The sequence below is a fragment of the Pseudoalteromonas sp. SCSIO 43201 genome (assembly GCF_023716725.1).
Classification (GTDB): Bacteria; Pseudomonadota; Gammaproteobacteria; order Enterobacterales; family Alteromonadaceae; genus Pseudoalteromonas; species Pseudoalteromonas peptidolytica.
On the sequence record NZ_CP072683.1, the window covers coordinates 1,812,934 to 1,826,792 of the forward strand.

The 13,859-nt window shown below is 42.2% G+C and carries 9 protein-coding genes; 8 read left to right on the top strand and 1 reads right to left on the bottom strand.

What is annotated here, in order from left to right:
* Window positions 1-11 precede the first annotated feature (11 nt).
* From J8Z24_RS07850 to J8Z24_RS07885, 8 genes are all read left to right on the top strand, one after another.
* Window positions 12-335, top strand: coding sequence for a PilZ domain-containing protein (locus J8Z24_RS07850; protein WP_125251442.1), 324 nt, complete (start codon window positions 12-14; stop codon window positions 333-335).
* 7 nt (window positions 336-342) lie between these two features.
* Window positions 343-1,137, top strand: coding sequence for a TatD family hydrolase (locus J8Z24_RS07855; protein WP_147391392.1), 795 nt, complete (start codon window positions 343-345; stop codon window positions 1,135-1,137).
* The gene (locus J8Z24_RS07860) at window positions 1,121-2,959 is read left to right on the top strand and encodes an alkaline phosphatase D family protein (RefSeq protein ID WP_252095571.1); all 1,839 of its coding nucleotides are present in this window, start codon (window positions 1,121-1,123) and stop codon (window positions 2,957-2,959) included. Before J8Z24_RS07855 ends, J8Z24_RS07860 begins: the two co-directional genes overlap by 17 nt.
* 521 nt (window positions 2,960-3,480) lie before the next feature.
* Window positions 3,481-7,119, top strand: coding sequence for a sensor histidine kinase (locus J8Z24_RS07865; RefSeq protein ID WP_176031797.1), 3,639 nt, complete (start codon window positions 3,481-3,483; stop codon window positions 7,117-7,119).
* A gap of 159 nt (window positions 7,120-7,278) precedes the next feature.
* The gene (locus tag J8Z24_RS07870) at window positions 7,279-10,263 is read left to right on the top strand and encodes a TonB-dependent receptor (protein WP_252095572.1); all 2,985 of its coding nucleotides are present in this window, start codon (window positions 7,279-7,281) and stop codon (window positions 10,261-10,263) included.
* A 154-nt stretch (window positions 10,264-10,417) separates the two neighbouring features.
* Window positions 10,418-11,506, top strand: coding sequence for a M24 family metallopeptidase (locus J8Z24_RS07875; RefSeq protein WP_252095573.1), 1,089 nt, complete (start codon window positions 10,418-10,420; stop codon window positions 11,504-11,506).
* 9 nt (window positions 11,507-11,515) lie between these two features.
* Window positions 11,516-12,460 carry a bifunctional Delta(1)-pyrroline-2-carboxylate/Delta(1)-piperideine-2-carboxylate reductase gene (lhpI, locus tag J8Z24_RS07880; protein WP_176031697.1) on the top strand — a complete coding sequence of 315 codons (945 nt, stop codon included), beginning with the start codon at window positions 11,516-11,518 and terminating at the stop codon, window positions 12,458-12,460.
* Window positions 12,441-12,701: a hypothetical protein gene (locus J8Z24_RS07885; protein WP_252095574.1), complete on the top strand. Its 261-nt coding sequence runs from the start codon at window positions 12,441-12,443 to the stop codon at window positions 12,699-12,701. The genes lhpI and J8Z24_RS07885 overlap by 20 nt, the downstream gene beginning before the upstream one ends.
* Here J8Z24_RS07885 and J8Z24_RS07890 read toward each other — a convergent pair.
* Window positions 12,683-13,849, bottom strand: a complete 1,167-nt coding sequence (locus J8Z24_RS07890; RefSeq protein ID WP_252095575.1) for a putative manganese transporter — start codon at window positions 13,847-13,849, stop codon at window positions 12,683-12,685. The genes J8Z24_RS07885 and J8Z24_RS07890 overlap by 19 nt on opposite strands.
* Between the last annotated feature and the right edge of the window lie 10 nt (window positions 13,850-13,859).

Genomic DNA, 13,859 nt, shown 5'->3' on the forward strand with positions numbered 1-13,859 from the left:
AGAGGTGGTACATGCAAGAGTTACTTGCGGATTTTGAAGACTTGGATGAGCTCTATCGCTGTTATATGCCGTTCTTGAAGTCAGGGGGCATATTCATTAAGTCAAATGCCCATTTTGAGATGGGACAGGAGTTAACACTACGAGTCACGCTTCCTGATGCGTTAGAAGCTGATGAGGTGGAGGTCATTGTGGCATGGTTAACTCCACAAGGAGCGCAAAACTCTAACCCCCCAGGAGTTGGCGTGGCGTTTGTTGATGCGCCAGCTTTAAACGATAAAATAAATAAACTACTGGGTGCAGCCTTGAACTCAGATAAACCCACTTACACAATGTAGAGCCAGTATGATTGTAGACTCTCACTGTCATTTAGATAGATTAGATTTTGATAAATTAGGCTTAAGCCTTGAAGAAGTATTACATAATGCGAGACAAAAACAGGTCGAACACTTCCTATGTGTTAGCGTTACTCTAGAGCAATTCCCCGCTATGCTCGAGAAAATTTCTAGATTTGACGATGTCTCAGCTTCTTGTGGTGTACACCCCCTAGACCAAAAAGATAAACTAGATATTGATAAGCTCCGTAACTTGGCTAATAACGAAAAAGTCGTTGCTATTGGAGAAACTGGCTTAGATTATTATTATTCCAAAGAGACTCATCAAGTGCAGCAAGAGAGCTTTGCTGGGCATATTGAGGTGGCAAATCAGTTACAAAAACCACTTATTATTCATACTCGTGACGCCAAAAGCGATACAATCGATATTATGAAAGCGCACAATGCGCAAAATTGTGGTGGCGTATTACATTGCTTTACTGAAGACTGGCCAATGGCCAAGCAAGCTTTGGATTTGGGCTTTTATATCTCGATTTCTGGTATTGTGACATTTAAAAATGCCAGAGCATTACAAGATGTGGTAAAGCAAATTCCTATGGATAGGCTGCTGATTGAGACAGACTCTCCTTATTTGGCTCCTGTTCCACACAGAGGCAAAACTAACCAGCCTGCATATGTGCAAGATGTGGCGTATTTTATCGCGGATCTAAAAGGGGTTAGCTATAAAGAACTGGCTCAGCAGACTAGCAATAATTTCTATTCGTTGTTCAACTTGGTAAACCGCCAACATGGCAGCACAACGTAATCAGCTGCCACTGGTATTGATGGCGCCTTTACTTAGGCGCGTCGATAAAAGTACAGTTTGTATTCAATTTGCCACCAGCGAAGCGGTTAGTGCTGACGTAAAACTCACGGGCTTTGAAAGCGATTGTGACGTTGAAGAAATACAGCTGGGCGGTGCGTGCTTCTTGTACACACTTCTGGTACGCCCAAAAAATAGTTTGCCAACAAATACACTCATAAGCTATGTGTTGTTAATCAATGAAAATACTTTTAGTCCAGAGTATTTGCGTTATGGCGAAACGTTGCAATTTGCGGTTCCTGATAAGTTAACTCACATTTTACACGGCTCTTGTCGCAACCCACACCACCATTCGAAAGACAGCTTGCATACAGCCGATCTGTGGCAAGCACAGCAACGTGAACTAGGAGAGATAGGGGCTGACTTATGTATTTTTTCAGGTGATCAGATATATGCAGATGACGTTGGAGGAGCCACACTCCTCGCTATCCGGCAGCTGATCCAACGTCTAGACCTCTTCACGGAAACAAGACTGGAGATTGAGCTACCAGATGATGCGCAAGCTCAGTTATATCAGCGTCATCAATACTTACCAAAAACGCCTTGGCAATCACGTTCAAAGTTTTCTGCAGGGTATTGGTTTCGAAAGGATGAAGCACACTTCTCAAGCGTGAAAGCGTTTAATCACCTTATCTTCTTCGAAGAGTTTGTAGCTTGTTATTTATTAAACTTTTCTCATACTGCGTGGCAGCTTGTCGACTTTGATGCGCTAGTCTATGAGGGAAATAACGAGCGCAATAAACGAGTATTTGACTCTGAGCTTATTGCCATAAAGGACTTTGTTAATACCTTATCAAGCGCCGAACGTCTTTGTGCAAATGTCCCCATTCTGATGATGTTCGACGATCATGATGTGACGGATGACTGGAACTTAACAGCAAAGTGGGAGCAGGCCATTGCAAATCATAAAGTGAGCCGCAGGATAGTGAATAATGGTGTGATCAGCTATTGGTTATTTCAAGGGATCGGAAACGATGCTTTTGAGCAAAGTCGTGCGCTGCTTGACGGTTTTAAAAACAGCTTACATGAGAAAAAGTGGCAATTTGATGCGTTCGATAGGCAAGTACGCCGTTTTACCCGTTGGCATTATTGCCTAGATACCTTTCCAAAGGTAGTGGTATTAGACACCCGTACACATCGTTGGCGCAACGAACAAAACTTTAATGAACCAAGTGGCCTTCTAGACTGGGAAATGTTGATGGAGCTGCAAGATACGCTTATCGACCATCGTGCAGTATTGATGGTCAGTCCAGCCCCTGTATTTGGCGTTAAAGCGATTGAGACGATTCAAGCTGTCTTTAATGCCTGTGGTGAGCCTTTAATGGTGGATGTTGAAAACTGGATGGCACACGAAGGCGCTGCAAGAAAGCTAATTGAAATCTTCAAGCGTCCTGATACCCCGAAAGAAACAATTATCTTATCTGGTGATGTACACTATTCATTTTGTTTCTCGGTTCAAGCGCGCTTTGGCCGTCATGATAACCGAATTTGGCAACTTACTGCTTCCGGTATCAAAAATGAATTTCCAAAGCCATTGATCAAGGTGTTAGACAAACTAGATACTATTTTGTATGCCAAATATAGTCCGCTAAATTTATTTACTAAACGTTGGCAACTGTCTGTTAGCAAACATCCTTCATCTATCAAAGACCATGGTTATTTGGTCTCAGACTCGGCAATTAGTTTAGTCACACTGGATAACGGCTTACTTGAAAAATACGAACTGCTTCATGGCACTGGTATCCATAGCCATTTTGAACTCTAACTATTTTACCTTTAGGGCTCAAAACTTGAGTCCTAAGTTTTTCAGTTAAACTTTTACTACTTACCGAATTTAAAGAAATCAATCGGGCGCGAGTTATACCAATTTTCTTAATTAAGTTGTCTATTTTGAGGCGAGAAAAACTTGTCGATAACTCCGCTACCGCGTCCTGCTATCGCTAAGGTAGCTACATCCATTTAGGCAAGGCAAAAATTTTGCTATTCAGTTGTTCTAAATAAGAAATTTTTAACGCTATTAGCTTCAGATTTACTCCTTCAAATTGAGCAAGTATTAAGTCAAATTGGTATTACGTTGTAAGTTTTTTGTGCCGCTACTTCAGCTATTTCTGTTTACAAACTAACTCATTTACGCGATGTAAATAAAAAATGATGCGCTTTTTTTGCTTTTGCTATAGTTAGTGTAATGAAAGCAAACATCAACAAAATATGATCCGACTTAGGTATCAATTCACAGCAACTGCATTGACGAATAGAATAGGCCGAATTGGTGTATTGCTATTGAGTATGTTGTTGAGCTTACCTAGCATCGCTAGCTTTCCAGAATTTAGCGATACAGCACAAGTGATGCGTCGTTATGATTACAGCTCTGGTTTGAGCCAAGTGACAATTACAGCAATCACACAAGATCAACTTGGCTACATTTGGGTTGGAACACAATCTGGGTTGAACCGGTTTGATGGCCATGATTTTATCCAATTTGAAGTAAAACAAAACTCTAAAAATCACCTCTCTGGAGGCTTTATCACCTCTCTTTGTCATAGCGGCAAATACATCTGGATTGGAACGAGTACAGGGCTTAGCGTGTATGACGCGGAGGCTGGATTATTTCGATCTATTTTGGCTGCCTACAATGATGCGATTAACTCAGATAGAGTAAAAAAAGTTGCTTGTTATGGCGAATCGGTGACGGTGTCAACGGAAGAGGGGGATGCCTATCGTGTTAACTACCAAACTCTTGAACCTGAGAAGTTATATTTAACTGGCAAGTTTGTCCGCGATGTACAAGAAACAAGGAACGCATTTGTTTATCTTAATGCCGACGGCCTAGTTAGCCAGCCAAAAGATAAAGTCGGTGCAAAGGTTATTTTAGACGGTGAGTTTAAGACGTTATCGCTGTCTCATGGACGTATATTCGCGGTTGATGATGAAGAACAAATAATTGCTTTTGACACTAAGTTCAATAAAGTGCTTTGGAAAAAAGTCATTAGCGACAAAGTAAACTTTAGCATTTTCCAAGTTAAAGTGCGTACGAATGAGATTTTAGTCGCGTCAAATAATGGTGTTTTTGTACTGGATCTACAGGGGAATATCAAACGTCATTGGTATCGTCGCGCCGAACAAAATGATGGCTTACAAGATAATAATATATTAAGTGTACAAAGAGATCGCAATGGCGATTTATGGATTGGTACTGAATCTCAAGGGTTACATTTTTTCAGCCAATTGAGCGAGTCATTTGGTCACGTTGGAGAACAAAACTTCCCCCATGCACCGCTTGGCCACCCTGATGTGCGCAACTTTGCACTGGACAGTAGTGAACGACTTTGGATTGGCACTTCATCAGGGTTATATATTTATCAACAGTCTAGTTTTATTGAGGCCTATCGGCTATTTCCTAGCCTTTCAGCGATAAAGGGTAGTTTTATTACTCAAGTAAAAATCTATGACGATACCTTGTGGCTAACGACCAGAGGAGACGGGGTGATAAAATATGGCTTATTGCAAGGAGAATATCTGCATTTGCAGCCAGACTCGGAAAACGGCCCTGAACTAAGCTTTAATGATATAACAAAGTACCAATCACAAATATTAGTCAGCTCAAGAACGCTTGGCCTTATGCGTTTTGATAACGAGTCCAATCGTTTATTACCATTTTTTGAGAATCGTCCAGATACACCCTCACATGTTTCTTCGTTTAAAGTCGTAGGTCAAGACCTGTGGTTTGGCTCTATTGGTGAGGGGTTATTTAAATATAGCAAAGGTCAGTTACATAACATCACGACTCAAGATGGCCTGAAATCAAATTTAGTTTTTATGATTGATGAAGACCCTTGGCAACGGCTTTGGATTGCAAGTGAAGCAGGAGTAAGCCTTGTTGATAAAGATATGCAAGTGGTAAAAACCATTGGCGAACAAGATGGGTTAGGTAATCAGGCTGTTTGGGGGCTTGTGCATGATGACTACGAATATATGTGGCTGGGTACAAGCGGCGGGTTATCCCGTGTGAATGTGATGGACTTTGCAATAGATAACTTTTTACCTATTGATGGTGTACAAGCTCATGAGTTTAATTATAACGCGGCATGGAAAGCCCCTGACGGTAGAATTTTTATGGGGGGAGCCAAAGGCTTCAACCAGTTTTTCCCTCAAAATGTATCTATTTCAAATAGTGCGAGACCTATTTTGGTTTCAACAATAGAGTTGCTTGGGGAGCCAATAAAGCCTAGCCCAAATGGGATATTGCCAGTCGCACCGGAATTGGCCAGTGAACTGCACTTGCGTCATGACCAAAATATTATTTCTTTACAGTATTCGAGTCTCGATTTTGGTTCTGAAAAATTAAGCTTCTATTATCGGATAAAGGGGCTGAGTGACAAATGGTTAAAACTTGCAAATGGTGCACGGCAAATTAATTTACTTCAGTTAGAGCCTGGGGTATACCGAGTTGAAACTTACACCGTCAATCGTTTCAATATGCAGTCCCCGGTGCATGAGTTCAGTATTTATGTTGATGCACCGCTTTGGTGGAACACATATTCAAAAACATTATACGGCCTAGTTATTATTTTTATTATTGTCGGGTTTGTTAGAGCGCGGCAGCAACGCTATCGAAAGGTGCTTAGAGATAACCAAGCCATGTCTGCCCTGCAAGAGCGTTTGGAATTATCACTGTGGGCAAGTGGCGATGAACTATGGGATTGGCATGTCGAGTCTGGCTGCATATATCGCTATAGTGTCAACCCAAAAATTAACTTTGGTGAATTGCAAGACAAACTTATTCTAAGCGAGCTAGACCAGTTTGTGCATCCTAAGGATTGCGTATTGTTGGAAGAGCGCTTACTAGCCTGTGTAGATGGTAATGAAGATGTATACGAGTTAGCTATTCGAGTGAAAGGGCAAGATGGTGAGTGGGTTTGGGTGCTTGACCGCGGGAAAGTGGTGGCAAGAGATGAAAATGATAAGGCACTTCGCATTGCAGGTGCTTTGAAGGATATAGCTGATCTCAAAGCACATCAACAGGCCCTGCAATCGCTAAATGAGCAATTAGAGATTAAGGTGGCGATGAGAACAGATGAGCTTTACAAGAAGAATCAAAAGCTTGAACAAGCTATGATTGAACTAAAGCAAACTCAAGAAGAGCTGATTGAAAGTGAGAAAATGGCTTCTTTGGGTGTGGTTGTGGCAGGTGTCGCTCATGAGATTAACACCCCTTTGGGTATAGCAATCACAGCGCTGTCTCATAATGAAGATTGTTTGTCTGACCTAGTTGATAAACTAGAAAATAAAACTCTAAAGCAAGCTGATTTAGTCGCTTCCATTGCATCGCAAAAAGAAGGCTACTTATTGGTCACACGAAATTTAAGACGAGCTGAGAGTTTGATCAGCAACTTTAAACAAGTGGCAGTGGATCAGTCCAGTGAAGTAGAACGTGATATTAACCTGCTTGAGTATATCAACGATGTTTTTGACTCATTAAAGCCACTTGCCAAAAATAAAGAAGTGCAATTGGAAATAGATGGAAATAGGTCGATAAATATTACTACTTTTCCCGGTGCGATTTACCAGATAATGGCAAATTTATTTAATAACTCAGTCATCCACGGGTTTGAAGATAGCGCCTCAGGGTGTGTACGAGTAACAGTAGAGGAAAACGGTTCACATTGGAGTATTATTTATAGTGATAATGGCGTCGGTATGGACGAAACAATGGAAAAAACGTTATTTGAGCCATTTGTAACAACCAAACGAAATCAAGGTGGCTGTGGTTTGGGAATGCACATTGTGTATAACCTAGTAACGCAATTATTAAAAGGGGAGATCCGTTGTAAAACCGCGAAGTTCGAGGGTGTTGAAATTACTATTCGTGTACCCCTTACTCGTTCTGCCACTATTCAATCAGACACGTCTTCCTCTCCTTCTTAATACCATGACTAAGGATAGTCCTCCTCAGTACCATTAAAAACAAATAACTATAAAATCAGCAATAATTGAATAATTAATATTGTATACAATATATCTATTGTGTATTGTTTGCTTGTTACCTAAAAACACACTCATCAATAGGAACATAAGGACAACACAATGCGTAATAACAAAAACACAACGCACATTCTAAGTAAAACGCTCCTGGCATCCGCACTATCAATGGTAATGGGGGCATCAACAGCTGTCGCTGCTGATGGTAATAGCACAGTAAAAGGCAGTATCAAAAGTGGTCAAGGTATTGAGTTGGCACAAGCTCAATTGACTTTTACGCACAACACCAAAGGATTAAAGTTTAGCGTTAAGACAAATACTAATGGTGAATATACTATCCGTAACCTCCCTGTTGGCACCTATACTGTGTCTATTAATAAAGCTGGATTTGAAACGCTTTTGGAGAAGAATGTCGAGCTTAGTATCGGACAGGCAATTATTTTAGACGCGCAACTGTTAAAAGAAGGACAAAATATAGAAAGAATAGCAGTGACAGGTACAGCTATTCGCAGGGTTGATATGGGGTCATCGACTGCGGGGGTCACGTTTACTGACTCTGAGCTAAAAGTTATGCCAGTTAACACAGGCTTTGAGAGTATCGCTTTACTGGCCCCAGGCACTGCGCAGCCCGGTGGTGATGCGTTTAAAGGCGCATCAAGCTTTGGCGGTTCATCGTCAGCAGAAAATAGTTATTATTTTAATGGTCTTAATGTAACAAGCATTCGCTCAGGCTTAGGATCTATTCGCTTGCCTTGGGAAGCAATCGCGCAAACTCAGATAAAAACAGGTGGGATCAGCCCTGAATTTGGCGGAGCATTAGGCGGAATAGTGAACGCAGTATCTAAATCAGGGGATAATGAGTTTACACTTGGCGCTGAATTACGAATAGACCCCTCGTCATCACATAGTTATCACGATTCTACTTACCTAGATAACGGCACAATCCATCTCAATACACAACAGAATTATGATTCATTTAAAGCACTTCAAGTTTGGACAAGCGGTGCGATTATTGAAGATAGCCTGTTTTTTTACGGCTTATTTGCGCCCCGCAGAGAAGGCAGTCGCTGGGCAGGACAAACGACCTACAATGATAGGAGCCGAGATGAAGACCGTTGGTTCACAAAGTTAGATTGGTTCATTAATGAAAACCATTCTGTTGGTATTTCAGCAATGAACAACAAGCGAGAATGGACAAGGCAAACTTACACTTATGATTGGCAGCGTAATACCATAGGTGATAAGCAAGGTGTGGCAGCCCCGGGGGAGGATGGTGGTAAAGTATATAGTGTTAACTATAACGGTTATCTGAGTGACTTCTTCTCGGTTTCAGCAGTGGTAGGCCGAGTGACTGAAAATGTCGAAAATATAGTCGCATCAACGGCTCCTGGGGTCTGGGACGAACGGGGAAGTACAGTAACGCTATCGAGCCACACCGCCAGTGGCGTGTCTGAACAAGAATTTATACGCGATCAAGCGCGGCTAGACTTTAATATCGATTTAGATTATCACGCAATTTTGTTTGGGGTTGACTACACAAAAGTACAAGTAGAGTATTTTGAAGGACAAAATGGACTCGCAGACGCACAAGGGTGGTGGACGGTAAAGACCGCAGGGGAAAATAGCATATCAGGCGCTGCACTTGGGCAAGACTATATTGAGCGTCGGGTCAGGACACGCACAGTTGACTCCGAGGTGAAATCATTGGCGTTTTATGTCAACGATTCATGGCAAGTAACAGAGCAACTGGTTTTCAATTTAGGACTTAGGTACAGCCAATTTGAGAATACGGTTACAGATGGCCGCGCATTTGTTGATATGGACAATCAACTTGCACCAAGGCTGCAAGCAATTTATGACCTAAATGGTGACGGTGAGTCTAAGGTGTTTGTAACCTATGGACGGTACTTTCAGCCTGTTTCCGCGAATATGAATATCACTCAAGGCTCGGCATCAGTAGAGTGGTTTGAGTATTTTGACCTAGACCAAATTGATGGTAATGGTTACCCCGTTTTGTTGCAAGATGGTTCACCAAGTCGTGGAGAAATGCTACGTGACAGGCGATGGCGACAACGGGGTATCACAGAGCCGGGGCTAATTGCGTCATCTTCTCTAAAGCCTATGTATTCCGATGAATTTACTTTGGGTTATCAAACCTCAATTTTTGATGATATGGCTTTTGGTGTGAGGGCAATTTATCGTGATCTTGGTCGTAGTGTTGAAGATACTGATGTCGGCCCTGTTCTTGCGAAGAAGTTGGCAGAGCTAGGTATACAGGACAATGTAGGGCAGGGGTCGTACTATGTGTTAAACAACCCTGGTGAAGCTATCACCATGAGTTATGACTTTGATGGCGACGGGCAGGCTGATGATATTACGCTAACGGCTGAAGAACTAGCACTTCAGCAGGCCGTTCGTAAATATCTTGCACTTGAATTCACTTTGGAAGGAAATATTTCCGATAAGCTGAGAATAAACGCCTCTTATACTTGGTCTCATAGTTACGGCAACACCGAGGGGTTGGTAAAGACAGACAATAACCAAGCCGATCCCGGTTGGACAACATCGTATGACTATGCTGATTTGATGGATAACGGCTATGGTAATTTGCCTAATGATCACCGCCATTCAATAAAGCTATCTGGATCGTACGACATTACTGATGAGTTTACATTGGGATTGGTTGCCCGTACCACCTCAGGACGTCCGATGAACTATTTTTCAAAACACCCAGTTGGTGTGGATAGCTGCCGAAATGGCAGCCCATGGGATGATTGTGTAAGTAAAGATTATGGCCATGTTTCTCATTATGATGAAAATGGTAAGGCCATACCTCGCGGTAGCGTTGGCGAATTACCGTGGGCGACAATAGTGGATGTATCATTGAGTTACTCTACTGATGTACTTGGGCATGATTTATTGCTGAAGGGAACAATTTATAACTTACTTAACAGTGATAAGGCATTGGACATCAACGAGCAACGCTCATTAGATGGAGACAATGGATTGGTGGTTAACCCCGACTATGGCCTAGCGACACTGCGTCAAACAGAGCGTTACGCTTCATTAGTTGCAAGGTTTACATTTTAGTTTTCTTAAAGATGCCAAAGCCAAACAGGTTTGTTTGGCTTATTTTCTCGACCAAAATTTGATACAGAGTGGACTTACGGGTACAGTTCACTCGCTTTATTTTAGTGAACATGACTTTTATTAAAACAGGTCAATAAAAAGGGTGCTGACTTCTATGCAGGTTAACTATTCAGCCAGACAACAACGTTTAATTAAGAAGTTACAACAACATCAAAGTGATGCTCTTATTGTTTATGGCTACGAAAATATTGTGTATTTGACCGGCTTTACAGGCCACGCAGCAACATTACTCGTGCGAGCTAATGGACAACATCAACTGATCACCGATTACCGGTATTTTGAGCGTGCAGGCAATGAAGCCGTCGGCGTTGAGGTTGTGCTAAGAAATCGTGACGAAGAATCTTTGCCCAACTGTATTTTCAGGTTGCTGGGTAAGGTACGTCAGGTTTCATTTGAGGCGCATCACATTAGCCACGCAGATTTTTTGTCATTAAATACCAGCTCAAAAAGTCAGATGCTGATAGCCGCGCCGCTATGGGTGGAATCGCTTAGACAAGTGAAAGATGAATATGAAATCCACTGTATTCAACGGGCAGCAGAGATTGCAGACTCTGCACTTGCGTATACATTGCGTTTTCTCAAAGCGGGAGCTACGGAGCGAGAAGTTGCGATTGAGCTTGAATATCAGATGCAAAAATTAGGCTCTGAGGGCGTCGCTTTCGATACTATTTTACTATTCGGCGCGCGCTCATCTCTCCCTCATGGAAACCCAAGTAATACTAAACTCAACCTCGGAGACTTAGTGCTCATCGATTTTGGTGCTGTAATAAACGGTTATCGTTCTGATATGACAAGAAGTTATGTACTTGGTGAATCAAACCAACAGCAACAATCAATGTTTGAAACAGTGCAAGCTGCTCAGCACGCAGCGCTTGAGCTGATAAAATCTGGGGTCAATTGTAGCGAGTTGAATACAGCTTCGCATCAAGTGCTCAGTAATAGTCCATTCGCACAATACGCAGGTGAAGGTTTGGGACATGGTGTTGGATTATTTTTGCATGAACAGCCATTTATCAAACCTGGCGTTGACCATCAATTAGAAGTTGGCAATATCATCACCATTGAGCCGGGTATTTATATTCCAAATTATGGCGGCATAAGGCTTGAAGAGGATGTCTTAGTGACAGAAAGTGGGTTTAAATGTTTAACCCATGCTCCGCAAAACTTTCAGCTCGCGAACTAAGGAGTCAAGATGCAGATTATCTCTCGCCAAGAAGTAATAAATAACCTTAACTACTCAACGCTAATACAGGCGCTTAAGCACGGTTTTGCACAAGCCGCGGGAACCCCTGCACGACAAGTTTTTGAATTGGATGATAGCCGTAATAATCATGATGCGTTTGCTGTTTTGCCAGCGTGGAATGCAGACGTGATAGGGGTCAAAGCATTTACGTATTTTCCGAGCAATCCCCAGCATGATAAAGCGACACTTTACTCTAAAATCATGCTATTCGGGCGCGAGTTTGGTGAACCGCTGGCATTGGTGGACGGCACCGAGGTAACGTTATGGAGAACATCTGCAGTGTCAGCATTAGCAGCAGATTATCTGGCACCGAAGGATGCTAAGCATTTGGTCTTTTTCGGGTCAGGAAATTTAGCGAGTTATATGATAAACGCTCATTTAAGCGTCAGAAATTATTCTAAAGTTTCCATAATTGCACGTAATGAACACAAAAGTGGTCAGTTAGTAGAGTTGCTATCATCACAATATCAAGATATTGAGTTTGTGCGTTACAAGCGGGCAACTGCATCTGTTATTGCATCAGCAGATGTGATCAGTTGCGCGACTGGTAGTCATTCGCCACTATTTGATGGCGAGTGGCTAAGCGGGGGAACGCATATAGATTGTATTGGTAATCACCATAAGCATTGTCGAGAGTGCGATACAACAACCGTGGTGAGAAGTCGAGTATTTGTTGACAGTCGCGCTAATGTATTAAACGAAGCCGGCGAACTATTATTGCCGATCAGTGAAGGCAAATTCAGCGCCGAAAAGATAGTTGCAGAGCTTAGCGAAATGGCTAAAAATAATCTCAGGCGAAGTGATGAGCATGAAATTACTTTGTTTAAGTCTGTAGGAACAGCATTAAGTGATTTAATAGGAGCAAAATTAGTATATGACTTGGTTCAAAAGTAAAGAGCAAGGCAAAGTATATGAGGTCATCGCAGTAATTAAAGCCGCAGACAAACGCTTGGTTAATCCCTTAATATGTCACCAGTGCCACATGTTAGTCAGCTATCAAGGGGCGGGCGGTGATACAAAAAGTGAAAAGCTGTTGTATGATGACACCTTTTATAAAGCGTTCCAAAATCGTGATAGCTGTTACGTGATGGTGGATGATAATGGCATTCGGCATTATCATCCCAGTGAGAAATAAAATAAGCCGTAGCCCACAATAAATGCGGGCACTGCTGAATAGAAAGTAGCAAATAGTGCTGCTCTTGGCGCCAGTGCAATTGCAGGAAATAACGCGTCACCATCGTTAGCTACAGCATTTGCTGCAAGTGCACTAAAGGGCACCACACCTTGAAGATACAGAGTCGTCACAACAATCTGTGGTCCACAACCAGGCAACAGCCCGACAAATATAGCTACAAGTGGTGCATAGATAGCGTAGTCTTTAAACCACATAGCCAGATCAAGCCCTAAATATGCGGTAGATAATTCGTAGAGTAAGAAGCTTGCAACCACCCAAGCGGTGACAAAATGCGTGTCCTGTAAAACCCGAGTAAGCTTAGAAGGCGGGTCGCATTCACCCTCTTCACAGGTGATATCTTTATAACTGACACCTTTTGAACTTAGTGCCCAAACACTGACGGCGAAAAGGCACAGTATAGCGCCTAGCCATATTATTATGTTTTCAAATGGTGCCATGTCAAAGTTAAACGCGATAGCCAGTGCAATTACCAGACTTGGAAGTAAACATAATTTCCAAACCTTACGGCTGATACTGAAAGCACGACTGACATGAAGGGCTTCTTCTTCGACTTTGTTAACACGCTGTGGTACACAAAAGTCGGGTTTATGAATTAAGTGCACAGCAACTCCGCTTGCAATGCCCACACCGACGCCCATTGTAATGATTATGACGGCTGTAAGCGGCTCCTTAGCCAATAGCAAAAACGCGGCATCTCCCATCGTTGCTGTAAGCACTGCCACAACAGAGGCAAAACTAGCTTGCTTTTTGGTAAATTGAGTAACAACGATGATTGCACCACCACAGCCGGGTAAAGCGCCTAATATTGACGCCATGATAATTTCAAGAATAGGGGATTTAGCACTGAGATAATTCAGGTTGAGTTGTGGGATCTTATCAACTAAAAAGTAATAGATAAGTAAAGTGGCCGCAACGAAGACGCTGACTTGAAAAAAAGCATCACTTAGTGCGCCAAGAACAATAGGTCTGGCTGTTTCAAATGCCAAAAGTACGATGATGAAAATCGGTAAAACCAGACGTTTGTTAAACAATAAACTCACCTTAGCTATGTGTGCTGGTTGAGAGTATCGAAGAAGAGATGAAAGCATAAAGTGCAAC